We start from the raw sequence: 14,573 nt of genomic DNA, 5'->3' as shown, positions 1-14,573 counted from the left end.
CTTTAATACTTTTTCTTAATAAGATTGTAAAGTTTTAGGACTATACAAAACTATTATCTCCAACTAACTGTTTAATTATTAGTAAAAATTAAAGAAACTCACAATTAAATATTGTGAGTTTCTTTAATGACACGAATCTTGCTTATATTTTCATTAAATTTTATAAAATTCTTGAAAAGATTTAGTAACATAAGTATGATCACTTACTCCACCTAGTTCGCGAATAGAATGCATAGCTAGTGTTGGGCTACCCATATCTACTGAGCGTATATTTAAATGAGTTGAAGATATTGGCCCTATAGTTGAACCTCCACGAGCATCTGATCTATTAACAAATTTCTGCATCGGTACTCCTACTTTTTCACAAACCAATTCATAAACCGCAGCAGAGTTGCTATCAGTTGTATAACTTTGATTTGCACTGATTTTTATAACTGGTCCTTTATTTATATAGGGTTTATTGGTTGGGTCATTTTTTTCTGGACTATTAGGATGAAGCGCATGTGCATTATCTGCAGATATTATAAAGGACTTAGAAATAGCTCTTAAAAAGTCCTCACGGCCTTTATCTAATGCTATTGTTATCCGCTCTAAAATACCAACTAGCATATTTGAGTCAGCGCCTTGTTTTGTCGAACTTCCTACCTCTTCGTTATCAAAACAAACCATTACGCTGGTCGACTCTACAGCCTGCGCTTTAGCAAGCGCCTTTATCCCTGCATGGACCATAGCTAAATCATCTAATCTTGAACTTGATATAAATTCACTGTTTAAACCGATAATTGACCCTTTTTCATATTCATAAAGGAATAAATCAAAATCTATAATTTGTTTAAGCTCTACAGATAATTCTTTTGCAATGGCGTTCATAAGATAATTATTTTTTTCTAATTCGCTATTAACCATTGAAAGAAGTGGTAAAGTGTCCTTTTGTTTATTTAGCTCAATTCCAGTGTTTACATCCCTATTCATATGAATAGCCACATTAGGAATTATCATTATAGGCTTTTTAATATTTACAAGGCGGGTTTCCGGCAATAGAATATTTTCTCCTCTTAAAGTTACCCGTCCGGCTATTGCCAGAGGCCTGTCCATCCAAGTATTTATTATAGGCCCACCATAAACCTCTGTATTCAGTTTCACATACATATTATCTACTATCATTTCTGGGTTAGGTTTTATTCTAAAACTAGGCGAATCCGTATGCGCCCCTATAATTTTAAAACCATTTTCTTCGATTTCACCAAGTCCAACTATAAAAGCGATTAACGCAGAATCATTTTTAGTCACAAAATATTTGTTACCTTTTTTAAGGTTCCATTTTTCTTCTTCCTTAATTTCTACAAATCCATCTTTACATAACTCCTCTTTAACTGTTGCTACTGCATGAAATGCTGTTGGACTATCATAAATAAAATCAATAAGATTTTGAGCAAATTCTAATTCCTTGTTCATATACATTCCTCCAATAAAGTTATTACATTCTAGTATTTTACTTATCTCTATTATTAGTATAACAAAATTCTTTCATAATATTTCTATAAAATCTAAATAAATGATATAATTAAATTTAAATATAATGTTTAAATTTAATATTTTAAATTATACTATATAATTAGAGGTGAAAATATGTTATCAAAATTTCTAATTTCAAAATTTGTAAAAAATTATCAAGATGTTACTAACAAAAAAGTAAGAGATGGATATGGCTATCTAGGTGGTTTAGTTGGAATTATAGTGAATTTAATTCTTTTTGCTACAAAACTATTTATAGGGATAATATCAAATAGTATAGCAGTTACTGCTGATGCCTTTAATAACTTATCAGATGTTGCCTCATCAGTTATTACAATTTTAGGCTTTAAACTAGCTAGTAAACCACCAGATAAAGAACATCCTTTTGGTCACGGCAGGCTTGAATACGTTTCAGGACTTGTAGTTTCCTTTTTAGTAATTCTAGTAGGTTTTGAGTTTATTAAAACCTCCTTTGATAAAATAATCCATCCATCAAAAGTAATCTTTAGCCTTATACCTTTTATATTAATATTAGTATCTATAGGTTTTAAACTTTGGATTAGTAGATTTAATAAAACTATGGGTAAAGCTATAAATTCCTCTGCCCTAAAAGCTTCTTCAACCGATGCATTAACTGATGTAATTAGTTCAAGCTGCGTTGCAGTATCACTACTTCTATCCGTTTGGATTGATTTCCCTATAGATGGGTATATGGGAATGCTAGTATCCTTTATAATAATCTATGCCGGATATTCACTTATTAGAGAAACTATCAACCCCTTGCTTGGTGAGGCTCCTGATATGGACCTTGTGAATGGACTTAAGGAAAAATTACTATCCTATGACTATATTACAGGTTCCCATGATTTGGTTATACATAATTATGGACCCGGAAGATGCATGGGTTCTATTCATGCCGAAGTTCCTTGTGATATCTCCATAGTTAAAATTCATGAAATTATAGACAAAGCTGAGAAAGAAATTTCTGATGAATTCAGCCTATATCTAGTTATCCACATGGATCCCATAAACACAGGCGACAAAGAGGTTGATGCCTCTCGGTTAGAACTTTTAGACATATTAAAAAATTTTTCTATAATAAAATCAATTCATGACTTTAGAATTGTAGGAGAAGGCTCCCATAAAAATTTAATCTTCGATGTGGTAATTGACTTTAATCCAAAATTTTCTGATAGCGACGAATCAAAACTTGAAGCTGATATCAATAAACAGCTTAAAATGTCTTACCCTTATTATAATGCCGTGATGACAATTGATAGAGATTATATAGGAGTTTAGAGAAAAAAAGTATTTATTACTACAGATGCATTCGCAACTGTATTCATCGTCTTAACAGGAACCTTTGTAAATATGGCATGTGGAATTAATGACGATATTTCTGATATGATACCTGGTTTTCAATTACACATCTTCATAGGCTTTCAATTTATCATGATAATATGCATTGCAAAATATAGAAAGGCATTAAAAAGCGAGGATGAATTAAAAAACTCTATATAAAAGAACACGACGAGAGAACAAAACTTATTAAAGATAGCATAGGTGGTGTAGGTTTTAATTTTTCATTAGTTGCAATAGCAATTGCAACTATTATAGCTGGATTCTTTAACCAGATGATTTTTTTCACTTTACTATCCGTTATATTTTTTATGTCCATGGTAAAAGGGGTCTTAAAAATATATTACAAAAAAAAATTTTAGGGGGTCAAACAAGAAACTATTAAAATTTAATAGTTTCTTCCCTTATAAATATTATTCAATACATAATCAGCCTATCGGCTAAAAGACTTTTGAATAAGAATTAACAAGCTTTCTCAATCTTATTTTTGTTTCCCATCTCTTTAAGATGATTTTTAGTTTAAAAATTTTATATTCAGATATTATTTAACACATCCGGCAGCCTACGGCTAAAAGATTTTTTGACATGGGTTTTTCAAATCTTTTAATCTTTTTGTTTTAATCTTTTAATTTTTTACCATCTTTTTCTTTTTACCATCACTTTCGGATACATCTTAGAATGAATGTTCTCCATAGTAGATACATCTCAATGTAAATGTGATATAGTATGAATTTCTCCGGAAGCGGCACCAAATAAGAAGAGCAGAAACATTGAAATTCCATTTAAAATTCTTCTTTTGCAAATATAAAATTCTCGTGAGCCTGACTGGAAGGAAGACTAGCGAACCGGCGCAAGCCGAATGTGAGTGATAGAGAATTTTGTATTGGCAAAAGATTAGAATTTCTTAATGGAATTTCACGTTTCAAACTCTTATTTGAAGTCGCGCAGGAGAACTTCTCTACAGCATATTCGCCTATAAACATACTTCGTTGGAAATCATTTCTTGATAAGTTTGTCTTTTGCATATGACTTTATGGGTACCCTCACTTACTAAAACTACAGGAGGCTTGGGTATTTTATTATAATTACTACACATTGAATATCCATAAGCACCAGTTGATAGCATAGCCATAAGATCTCCACTATTAACCTTCGGTAGTTTTACATCCTCGAGTAATATGTCTCCACTCTCACAACATTTCCCTGCAATTGTAACCACTTCTATGCAAGGTCCGTTTATTTTATTAGCAAGTACACATTGATATTGAGCATTATATAATGCTGGTCTTATATTATCTGTCATTCCACCATCTACAGCCACATATTTTCTAACCTCTGGTATGTCCTTTATTGCGCCTACAGTATATAATGTAATTCCTGCATTAGCTACAATTGATCTGCCTGGTTCTATAACAAGGGTTGGATAATTTATTGCATATTCATCGCACTTAATTTTGGCTTCTTCCATTATTACCGTGCAAAATTCCTCTATTTCCTTAGGCTCATCATCTTCGTAGTAATAAACACCGAAACCTCCTCCTAAATCTAATTCTTCTATATCATAATTAAATTTGTCTTTAATATCTTTAATTAAAGATGTCATTATGCGTATTGCATCTCTATAAGGTTCTAATTCAAAAATTTGAGAACCTATATGACAATGTAATCCTGCAAATTTAATATTTTTTAGGCTTAGAGCAGTTTTTATAACCTCTTCCAATTCATTATTTAAAATAGTAAATCCAAACTTTGAATCAATTTGTCCAGTTTTTATGTAATCATGAGTATGAGCTTCTATTCCTGGTGTTACTCTAAGAAGAACTCGTTGAACTATTCCTTTTTCATTTGCCTTTTCATTAATAATTTCCATTTCGTGAAGATTATCTACTACAAAACTTCCTACGCCAAGTTCTACCGCCATTTCAATTTCATCGGCTGTTTTATTATTACCATGGAAATATACATTTTGTAGTGGGTAACCAGCTTTACTTGCAGTATACAATTCTCCACCTGAAACTACATCTAAATATAAACCTTCACTTTTTATAATTTCGCACATTGCTATAGTTAAAAATGCTTTCCCTGCATATGCTACCTTATTATTCCCATCTTCTGATTTAAAAGATTTATAAAACCTTCTACAATTCTCTCGCACGAGTTGTTCATCCATTATGTAAAGAGGGGTACCATATTCCTTAGCTAAAACCTGTGCACTAACTCCTGCAATACTTAATTTATTATTATCGCTTTTGATATTTCCAAAAAACCTCACATAAATCTCTCCTTCTATTAGTTCCTTATTTATAGATTAAATTCCTTTGCAACAACCTGAATAGCCTTTAATTTATCCTCAGTCTTAATAGCGCAAGTAATTCTTATTTCTGATGTTGTAATCATTTTAATCTCAATATTGTTTTTACTAAAAACCTTAAACATTCTAGCTGCAACGCCAGATGTTGTCTTCATACCAAGTCCCACCACTGAGAATTTAGTTATATCCTCGTCAACTATAACTTTATTATCTACTATCAATTTATCTATAATTTTTAAGCTATCCTTTAAGTTTTCTTTAGGTATTGTAAATGATACACTTACAACGCCATCTATAGGAGATGATTGGCTTATCATATCTATATTGATTTTTTTACCTCCAACAGCTTCAAATATATCAGATAGTATATTCACATCTTTAGGAATGCTTTGGAGCGTTACTGACACATCATCATCATCAGTTGCTATACCTGTTACTGGCTTACTTTCCATATCCATATTTTTTACCTCCTTAATTACTGTTCCTTTAATGTCACTATTGCTTAAGCCAACATATATTGGCATGCCGTACTTCTGGGCAAGCTCTATTGACCTTGAATGCATTATTTGAGCTCCCAAACTTGCTAGCTCAAGCATCTCCTCATATTCTATTTCATCTAATTTTTTAGCATCACTATATGCTCTAGGATCCACACTATATACTCCAGAAACATCCGTATATATTTCGCATCTACCATCAAGTTTTACAGCTAGTGCTACTGCTGTGGTATCAGAACCACCTCTACCTAGTGTAGTAATATTGCCCTCACCATTTATTCCTTGAAATCCAGCGACTATTACAATCTTACCTTGTTTTAAGCTTTTTTTAATTTTATTACCATGTATGTCATCAATTAACGCTTTACCATATTGACCACTAGTTCGAATTCCAATTTGATATGCAGTATAACTTATGGCATCATATCCAAGTTGCTTAATTGCCATGGCCAGGAGTGCACTTGAAATTATTTCTCCTGTTGAGAGCAATGCATCTAGTTCCCTCTTATCTGGTTCTTCACCTATACCTTTAGAAAGAGATAATAAATTATCAGTAGTATCCCCCATAGCAGATACTACTATAACTAAATCTGTGTTCTTATTTTTTCTATTTACTATGCAATGTGCAATTCCTTTAATTTTCTCTATAGTTCCTAAAGAAGAGCCACCATATTTTTGAACAACTACTGGCATAATCAAATCACTCCTATTAATTATAACTTACGGTAATTTTTTTATTTAAAACGAACTATAAATATCCCCAAATTCATTATAATAACTTCAAAAAAAAATTATGCAACAAAGGAACACCCTTGCTGCATAAAAATATTTGTTTTTATACAAACTTCGTGTACCGTGTAGCTCTCCACTGAAAATCAGTGACAACTTTACACATATTATGTGTAAACCCAGAAAATAATTTTATAAGTTATATTTTCTTCGGCCATAACTCCTTTCCTTGTTCATCATAATCTATCGACTCCGAATAAGTACTATTAACTGCGGCACCTCTACCTTAGGTAGTTAGTTTATTTAGTTGTTTTTTAATTATCTATTAGTTTATCACAGTATGTTTATAATGACAAGTATTAATTATAATATCAACTTACCAATATCAACATCTACTCTATGTTTGCTTTTATATTCAGGATTTTTCAAAAAAGAATAAAAAAACATAAAGTATAGTAAGTAATAGTATTGTTCTATTTTTATCAAGTTTAATTCTAATATTTATAATAAGTTTAACAATGGTAGAATATCATATATTGATATAATGAAATGGAGTGTGATATTGTGCAAGGTACTATTAAAAATTTTTTCCCTGGTGGCAATACTTCAAAAGGATTCTATTCCTACTATAAGTATATACTAAAACAAGATGAAGCTAGAAGAATAATATGCATAAAGGGAGGCCCTGGAACGGGTAAATCCTCCTTAATGAAAAAAGTTTCTAAATACTTTAATGAAAAAGGCTATGATATAGAACATCATCATTGCTCTTCTGATAATAATTCACTAGACGGAATAGTTATTAAAGAACTTAACGTTGCAATCGTTGATGCAACAGCACCTCATGTTGTGGATCCTATAAATCCAGGAGCCGTAGATGAAGTTTTAAACATGGGAGATTGTTGGGATGAAGAGGGCTTCAAAAAAAATAGACATAAGATAATTGGTATAAATAAAAAGGTTGGCAAAACATTTCAAAGGGCCTATAGATTCTTCGGAGCAGCTAAATTGGTTTACGATGACTGGCACACCTATAACAATGAAGCATTAAATATTGATAAACTAAATATACTCAAAGAAGATCTAAAGAAATCTTTATTTACCACCACACCCGCAAATATTGGTTATGATAGGCATTTATTCGCTACAGCTTTTACACCTAATGGTATTATCACCTATATTGAAAACTTAAGTGCAGGTTATAAGAATATCTATGTATTAAAAGGTGGGCCTGGTACTGGCAAGTCAAATGTATTAGAATTCCTATCAACTGAAGCCTTAAGGCGAGGCTATTATGTAGAAATTTTTCATACGCCACTTATTCCTGAAAAAATCGAACATATATTGATTCCCGACTTAAATATCGCAATTCTAACTTCTAACGAAATAAATAATTTGGATTTACATGGTATTGTAATTGATATGAAAGATTGTTTAAATCTAAGTACCCTTGAAGATACAAAAGTTGAAATGCAATATGATTCAACTGAGTTTTATTCACTATTAAACAAGGGTTTAGCTACAATAAAGGGAGCTAAATCTCTACATGATGAACTCGAAACTTACTTTATACCAAATATGGATTTTTCAAAATTAGATGATGTATTCACAAACGTCATTAAAAAGTTAAACGGGTATGAAGAGGATTATTTAAATCAATCTAATGCACCTTTTTAATCAAATCACATAATATAAAGATTATAATGTTATTTGATTTTAGGAGATGATAGTATGTGCGGTATTGCAGGATGGATTAATTTTTATGATAATATTGAGAAAGATAATAAAATTCTTTTTAAAATGACTGATACTTTGAAAGAGAGAGGACCTGACGCCTGCGGTTTTCACTTTTCAAAACATGCACTATTAGGTCATAGACGCCTTGTTGTTGTTGACCCTGAAGGTGGCACGCAACCAATGACCATAAAAGTAGGAAATAATACCTACACAATTGTTTATAATGGTGAATTATATAATACAGAAGCTGTACGTAAAATATTAAAAAATAATGGTTTTAGTTTTTCCTCTTATTCTGATACTGAGGTACTTTTAGTAGCATATATTTTTTGGGGCGCCGAATGTGTTAAACATATAAATGGTATTTACGCATTCGGAGTTTGGAATGAGACGCACCAAACACTATTCTTAGCAAGAGATCCTCTTGGAGTTAAACCTTTATTTTATACTATAAAGGATAATTCATTAATATTTGGTTCAGAAATAAAAACTCTTTTAGCACATCCATTAGTAGAACCAATTCTTGACAAGCAAGGTTTAACTGAGCTTTTCGGTTTTGGCCCTGCAAGACCTCTTGGTAGTGGCGTCTTTCAAAATATAAAAGAATTGCCTCCATCTAATAGTTTAATTTACGATAAAGATGGCATTAAAACAAAGCAGTATTGGGAACTTACTGCTAAAATCCATGATGAAGATCTAAAAACTACTGCAGAACACCTCCGATACTTACTTGTAGATTCCATTGAGAGACAGCTAGTTGCTGATGTTCCAGTATGTACATTTTTATCTGGTGGGCTTGATTCAAGTATTATTTCAGCTGTGGCTTCCTCATATTTTAAAAAGAATAATATGCCTAATTTAAATACGTATTCCATAGATTATGTTGATAATAAAAAGTTTTTTAAACCTACAGAATTCCAGCCAAATACAGATGCAGACTGGATTTACAAAATGGTAGACTATATTGGATCAGACCATCATAATATACTTATCGATACTCCAGAACTTGCATCATACCTTAAAGATGCCGTTATCGCTACTGATTTACCAGGTATGGCTGACGTAGATTCATCATTATTCCTTTTTTGCAAGGAAGTAAGAAAAAATTCTACGGTTGCACTCTCGGGTGAATGCGCAGATGAGCTCTTTGGAGGTTACCCATGGTTTAGACGTGAAGAAGATATAACTGCAACAACTTTTCCTTGGTCAAAATTCGTAAGTGATAGAAAAAGTATATTATCTGGAGATCTTCAAAGTCTTCCACTTGAGGAATATGTTCAAGAAAAATATGACGAAAGCCTAAGGCAAGTTCCAGGTCTACCTGGTGAAAGCGCGCGCGAGCATAGAATGCGTGAACTATTCTATTTAAATATTAAATGGTTTATGATAACCTTGCTTACAAGAAAAGATAGAATGAGTATGGCTAGCGGTCTTGAGGTAAGAGTTCCTTTTGCAGATCAGAGGCTGGTAGAATATGCATATAACATCCCTATGGCTATGAAATATTATAAAGATCGTGAAAAAGGCGTATTACGAGAAGCTCTTACAGGACTGCTTCCGGATGACGTTCTTTGGAGGAAAAAGAGTCCCTATCCTAAAACCCATAACCCAGCTTACACTATGGCAGTTCAACAGCTTATGAATAATATACTAAAGGACAAATCCTCCCCAATACTACAAATTATAGATAAGAAACATGTCCAAGAAATAGTTGACTCAGGTGGTAATGCATATAAGAATCCTTGGTATGGTCAACTTATGACAGGACCTCAACTCATTGCTTATTTAATTCAAGTAAATACTTGGCTAAAAGAATATAAGGTTATTTTAAAATAATACAAAATCAAAAATAATCACAAAAATTAACAAGAGTTTCTAAGCCTAAATATCCCATTCCTGAAAGTATAAAAAGGCATACTAATCGTACTTTAATAAAAGTACGATTAATATGCCTAATATAAACTCCTGCTAAGAATGATTAATTTAATCTCTTTTCTAATTCCGCTTTCAGAGACTCATACCCAGGTTTTCCAAGAAGCGCGAACATATTTTTCTTATATGCTTCAACCCCCGGCTGATTAAATGGGTTTATTCCTGATAAGTATCCACTAATTCCGCAAGCCTTTTCAAAGAAATAAACTAAATATCCAAAATAGTAAGCATTTAATTCTGGTACATTAACTACCATATTAGGAACACCACCATCATTATGAGCTAAAATAGTGCCTTCAAATGCTTTTTTATTTACATAATCCAATGTATTTCCTGCTAAGAAATTTAATCCATCTGTATCTTCAGCACTTTTTTCAATTGAAATATTTTTTCTAGGGCTTTCAACATTAATTACTGTCTCAAAAATATTTCTTAGTCCCTCTTGGATATATTGTCCCATAGAATGTAAATCTGTTGAAAAATCAACCGCTGCTGGGAAAATTCCTTTACCATCTTTTCCTTCACTCTCTCCGTATAATTGCTTCCACCACTCACCGAAATAATGCAAACATGGTTCATAATTTACTATTATCTCTGTGACTTTACCCTTTCGGTAAAGAGCATTTCTAGTCACCGCATATTTATAGGCATCATTTTGGTCTAATTCTGGCATACTATATGCCTGCCTTGCTGCTGCAGCACCTTTCATCATTTCATCTATATCTATACCTGCTGCTGCAATTGGTAGTAATCCAACTGGTGTTAAAACAGTGAATCTTCCTCCAACATCATCTGGAATAACAAAAGTTTCATATCCTTCTACATCTGCAAGAGTTTTCAAAGCGCCTCTTGCTTTGTCAGTAATTGTATATATTCTTTCTTTTGATCCATCTTTTCCATATTTCTTCTCCAATAAATCTTTAAAAACCCTAAAAGCTACAGCTGGTTCAGTAGTAGTTCCTGATTTAGATATAACAATAACTGAAATATCTTTTCCTTCAATAGTTTCAAGTAAATCAGACAAATATGTTGAACTTAAGTTATTACCAGCGAAGTAAATGATTGGTGATTTTCTTTTATCTTTTGAAAGGCTAGAATTAAATGTATGAGATAACATTTCTATTGCAGCTCTAGATCCTAAGTAAGAACCACCAATTCCAATTACTATAAGCACCTCTGAATCATTTCTTATTTTTTCTGCTGCTTTCTTTACTTTTGTAAATTCTTCTTTGTTATAATCTACAGGAAGATCTACCCATCCTAAGAAATCATTTCCTTGTCCTGTTTTATTATGTAACATATTATGTGCCTCTGTAACCATAGGTTGTAGATATTTAATTTCATGTTCTTCTAAAAAAGAAGACACTTTTGTTAGATTTAAAGATAAGCCTTTAGTCATAAATGTACCTCCGTAAAATTATTATTTTTGTATCATAATTCTATAAACTCTTAGCAGTATATTGTAATAGTAATTTCTATTCCATATTTTACAATTATACATTACTTTATTGATTGTTTCAACAAAGCTTGTTGTTATTCCTAAAATTATATAGTTTTTTCTTATCTATTGGCTTCTTCTCAACATATAAAGAACCTGCCATCGAATCAACTTTATCACCTTTAAAATACTGCTCCCATACCAAATTCAGAAATAATACTTCCATTTTGAGTAAGAGAACATTTGCTACAACTAATTCATATATTAAAACATAACATGTAACTTAATAAACAATAAATATTAATCTTTATTATAATTTTAATCTTTACTATAATTCTTATAAATATCCATACATAAAGTTTTAACATTATTGGGGGCGGATAGATAATTATGAGAGATGAAAATATTAAAACTATATTGTTTTCAATTTTGTGTATTGTGACTTCCCTTTGGATAATAGGATATACATTCATGTTAATCTATCCTACTATAGAAATTTCAAATATATGGAGGATAGTTGCTGCCATAGGTTGGTGTTTTTTTAATAGTATATGGATTTCTTTCGTATTTTCTCTTAAAAAATCAAATCTTAAACTTAAAAATGAGATTAAGGATAGACGCCGCGCCGAGGATCAAATACGTCTCCTTATATATTATGACGCACTCACACAAATTTTCAACTCAAAAAAAATGTTAGAAGATGTTGACGTTTTATTAGAAGATAAAAATAAAAAGTTTGCAATTCTTTTTATAGATTTGGATAAGTTTAAGAGTGTTAATGATAGTTATGGTCATCAAGCTGGCGATAATATTCTTAAACTCGCTGCTATGAGATTAAAGAACATTATTAGGTCTACAGACACAATTTATAGAATAGGCGGTGATGAATTCATAATAATACTAAGAGATTTGGAAGGAATTTTAAATGCTCAAAAAATCGCAGCAAATGTCTTGGAAGCATTAACAACAACCTTTGCCTATAAGCAACACCAATTATGTATTGGCGCAACTATAGGCATAAGTATATTCCCCAAGGATGGCATTGATGTTGAAACATTAATTAAGAAGGCTGATTTAGCTATGTATGAACTCAAGCGTAGGGGTGGAAATGGATATAATATATATTCACCCGAACTTGAAGAAAATTCAAATAATTCAAGTATGAAAATAAAATCATATTATATTTTTTAAGCAATAAACATATAGTCACACTATTGAAATATAATCATATCATAATACAATAGCGAAAATTCCTATTAAAAATATATTTTATTCTAGGAGTTAATTTTATTTTGGGAGTGAATATTAATGAAATGGTTTAATAATTTAAAAATGGTTCAAAAACTAGTATCGGCATCTGTCCTGATTTCATTATTTATAGGCATCGTAGGGTTTATTGGAATATTCAATATGAGAGATATGAACACAAATCTTAATAATATGTATAATGTAGATTTAGTAGCTGTTAATTCTATTAATAATATTAAGGGGAATTTATTAGAGATTACAAATAATTCATTGTTAATTCTTGATCCTAAACTCAAAAGTGATATACAAAAAAACAAAGACGCTATTTCAATGTTAAAAGTTAAAGATGATATAGCTATTGTAGCATACAAAAAAACTATAATAACTCAGCTAGATAGTAATCTATTCACAGAATTCGAAAAATTGCTTTCGGATTATCGTACTATTAGGGAGGCCTTAGTTAAACAAGTTGATGAAGGTAACTATGACAAGGCAAATGAACTTTCTCCAAGTGTTTCTAAAATTAGAAATGATATGTTTGAAGTTCTTGACAAATCCATAAAATTAAATATGGATATGGCAAAAGATAACTATACTAATAGTCAATCATCATATAATACAGCCTCCATTAAAATTAACATAATAACTGCTCTAGGATTATTGGTTGCTATTACACTCAGTTTATTAATTGCTATTTCAATTTCAAGACAACTAAAGAAGGTTTTAATTGTTGCCGAGGCCCTTGGAGAAAATGATTTATCAAAAACTGTTGATATAAATAATAAAAGTGAAATTGGAATTTTAGCAAAATGTTTGAATAAAGCGGTAACAAACTTAAAAACACTAATTGGAGAAATATCTGATAGTGCTGCTGATATTAGTGCTACAAGTGAAGAACTATCTGCCTCGTCACAGGAGATATCATCAAGAATGGAGCTTGTCAATGAATCAGTAAAACAAGTATCCCTAGGCGCAGAACATTTAAGTGACTCGGCCCAGGAGGTAAATGCAACAACTCAAAGTATTATGAAGAGTGTGGATGACGTTACAAAGCGTGCAAATAATGGGACTGAGATTGCAAAAGGTATAGAAGTAAAAGCAACTGGAATTAGAAAAGCTGCTGAAAATAGTGGTATTAATGCAACTAACTTATATTCAGAAAAGCAAGAAAATATATTAAAGGCAATTGCAGAAGGCCTAGTTGTCAGTGAAGTTAAGATAATGGCCACAGAAATAGGAAATATTGCAAGTCAGACAAATCTTCTTGCACTTAATGCAGCTATTGAAGCCGCCAGAGCAGGAGAACAGGGTAGGGGTTTTGCCGTTGTTGCTGATGAAGTTAGAAAATTAGCCGAAGCCAGCGCCACTACAGTTAAAACAATTCAAGAGGTAACGCAGAAAGTTGAAAAAGCATTTGAAAACCTATCTAATAATTCTCGAGATATATTAAACTTTATAGATACTAAGGTTAAAGATGATTATAAATCATTTGTAGATACAAGTACACACTATGGTGATGATGCTATGATATTTAATGAGCTATCTTCGAATATTGGAGATTCAATGACTATAGTAAATGAAACTGTATCAGAAATTAATAACGCAATTGAAAATGTATCAGCTACAGCTGAGCAGTCAGTTGCCAGTTCTCAAGAAATACTCGCAAGTGTTAATGAATCTGTTATGGCAATTCAGGAAATATCAAAAGCTTCTCAAAATCAAGCAATACTCGCTGAGAAACTAAATATAATGGTTCAAAAATTTAAATTATAAAAGTTAACTGATAAAATCTTATAAGGCTTACCTA

11 protein-coding genes and 1 riboswitch are annotated in these 14,573 nt (G+C 31.5%); of the genes, 5 read left to right on the top strand and 6 right to left on the bottom strand.

The features are described from left to right. Positions 1–153: 153 nt before the first annotated feature. A complete protein-coding gene (locus ACREVX_RS05010; protein ID WP_431543068.1) occupies positions 154–1,455 on the bottom strand; it encodes a M18 family aminopeptidase in 1,302 nt (433 codons plus the stop codon). 174 nt (positions 1,456–1,629) lie between these two features. Between ACREVX_RS05010 and ACREVX_RS05005 the strand changes: the two genes are divergently transcribed. After that, positions 1,630–2,814 carry a cation diffusion facilitator family transporter gene (locus ACREVX_RS05005; RefSeq protein WP_431543067.1) on the top strand — a complete coding sequence of 395 codons (1,185 nt, stop codon included), beginning with the start codon at positions 1,630–1,632 and terminating at the stop codon, positions 2,812–2,814. A gap of 214 nt (positions 2,815–3,028) precedes the next feature. Here the strand turns inward: ACREVX_RS05005 and ACREVX_RS05000 are convergent, their stop codons facing one another. The 4 genes from ACREVX_RS05000 to ACREVX_RS04985 all read right to left on the bottom strand — a co-directional run bounded on the left by ACREVX_RS05000 (position 3,029) and on the right by ACREVX_RS04985 (position 6,375). Continuing rightward, the gene (locus ACREVX_RS05000; RefSeq protein WP_431543066.1) at positions 3,029–3,163 is read right to left on the bottom strand and encodes a hypothetical protein; all 135 of its coding nucleotides are present in this window, start codon (positions 3,161–3,163) and stop codon (positions 3,029–3,031) included. Between the two features lie 493 nt (positions 3,164–3,656). Further along, positions 3,657–3,857 carry a hypothetical protein gene (locus ACREVX_RS04995; RefSeq protein WP_431543065.1) on the bottom strand — a complete coding sequence of 67 codons (201 nt, stop codon included), beginning with the start codon at positions 3,855–3,857 and terminating at the stop codon, positions 3,657–3,659. Then, complete coding sequence (lysA, locus tag ACREVX_RS04990) at positions 3,848–5,146, bottom strand: diaminopimelate decarboxylase (RefSeq protein ID WP_431543064.1); 1,299 nt, start codon at positions 5,144–5,146, stop codon at positions 3,848–3,850. The genes ACREVX_RS04995 and lysA overlap by 10 nt, the downstream gene beginning before the upstream one ends. A gap of 29 nt (positions 5,147–5,175) precedes the next feature. Continuing rightward, entirely contained in the window at positions 5,176–6,375 is a 1,200-nt protein-coding gene (locus ACREVX_RS04985) for an aspartate kinase (protein ID WP_431543063.1), read from the bottom strand. Between the two features lie 157 nt (positions 6,376–6,532). Next, positions 6,533–6,703: riboswitch (Lysine riboswitch) on the bottom strand. 272 nt (positions 6,704–6,975) lie between these two features. Here ACREVX_RS04985 and ACREVX_RS04980 point away from each other — a divergent pair. Together ACREVX_RS04980 and asnB are read left to right on the top strand one after the other, a co-directional pair. Further along, entirely contained in the window at positions 6,976–8,088 is a 1,113-nt protein-coding gene (locus tag ACREVX_RS04980; protein WP_431543062.1) for a PRK06851 family protein, read from the top strand. A 54-nt stretch (positions 8,089–8,142) separates the two neighbouring features. After that, entirely contained in the window at positions 8,143–9,984 is a 1,842-nt protein-coding gene (asnB, locus tag ACREVX_RS04975; protein WP_431543061.1) for an asparagine synthase (glutamine-hydrolyzing), read from the top strand. 142 nt (positions 9,985–10,126) lie between these two features. Here asnB and ACREVX_RS04970 read toward each other — a convergent pair whose 3' ends face one another. Beyond that, on the bottom strand, positions 10,127–11,479 hold the full coding sequence (locus ACREVX_RS04970) for a glucose-6-phosphate isomerase (RefSeq protein WP_431543060.1): 1,353 nt from the start codon (positions 11,477–11,479) through the stop codon (positions 10,127–10,129). A gap of 429 nt (positions 11,480–11,908) precedes the next feature. Here ACREVX_RS04970 and ACREVX_RS04965 point away from each other — a divergent pair, with 429 nt between their 5' ends. Together ACREVX_RS04965 and ACREVX_RS04960 are read left to right on the top strand one after the other, a co-directional pair. Then, a complete protein-coding gene (locus tag ACREVX_RS04965; RefSeq protein ID WP_431543059.1) occupies positions 11,909–12,709 on the top strand; it encodes a diguanylate cyclase domain-containing protein in 801 nt (266 codons plus the stop codon). A gap of 117 nt (positions 12,710–12,826) precedes the next feature. Further along, positions 12,827–14,539, top strand: a complete 1,713-nt coding sequence (locus tag ACREVX_RS04960; RefSeq protein ID WP_431543058.1) for a methyl-accepting chemotaxis protein — start codon at positions 12,827–12,829, stop codon at positions 14,537–14,539. Positions 14,540–14,573 lie beyond the last annotated feature (34 nt).

It is taken from the genome of Clostridium sp. (assembly GCF_050717545.1).
GTDB lineage: Bacteria > Bacillota > Clostridia > Clostridiales > Clostridiaceae > Clostridium_AD.
The sequence above is the reverse complement of the archived record's forward strand: the minus strand, read 5'-3'. Positions and strand labels throughout refer to the sequence as shown.

Excerpts from the sequence above, each read along its gene's own strand:
- ACREVX_RS05010 (WP_431543068.1), bottom strand. The coding sequence starts at position 1,455 with ATGAACAAGGAATTAGAATTTGCTCAAAATCTTATTGATTTTATTTAT.
- ACREVX_RS05005 (WP_431543067.1), top strand. The coding sequence starts at position 1,630 with ATGTTATCAAAATTTCTAATTTCAAAATTTGTAAAAAATTATCAAGAT.
- ACREVX_RS04995 (WP_431543065.1), bottom strand. The coding sequence starts at position 3,857 with ATGTTTATAGGCGAATATGCTGTAGAGAAGTTCTCCTGCGCGACTTCA.
- ACREVX_RS04985 (WP_431543063.1), bottom strand. The coding sequence starts at position 6,375 with ATGCCAGTAGTTGTTCAAAAATATGGTGGCTCTTCTTTAGGAACTATA.
- asnB (WP_431543061.1), top strand. The coding sequence starts at position 8,143 with ATGTGCGGTATTGCAGGATGGATTAATTTTTATGATAATATTGAGAAA.
- ACREVX_RS04970 (WP_431543060.1), bottom strand. The coding sequence starts at position 11,479 with ATGACTAAAGGCTTATCTTTAAATCTAACAAAAGTGTCTTCTTTTTTA.
- ACREVX_RS04965 (WP_431543059.1), top strand. The coding sequence starts at position 11,909 with ATGAGAGATGAAAATATTAAAACTATATTGTTTTCAATTTTGTGTATT.
- ACREVX_RS04960 (WP_431543058.1), top strand. The coding sequence starts at position 12,827 with ATGAAATGGTTTAATAATTTAAAAATGGTTCAAAAACTAGTATCGGCA.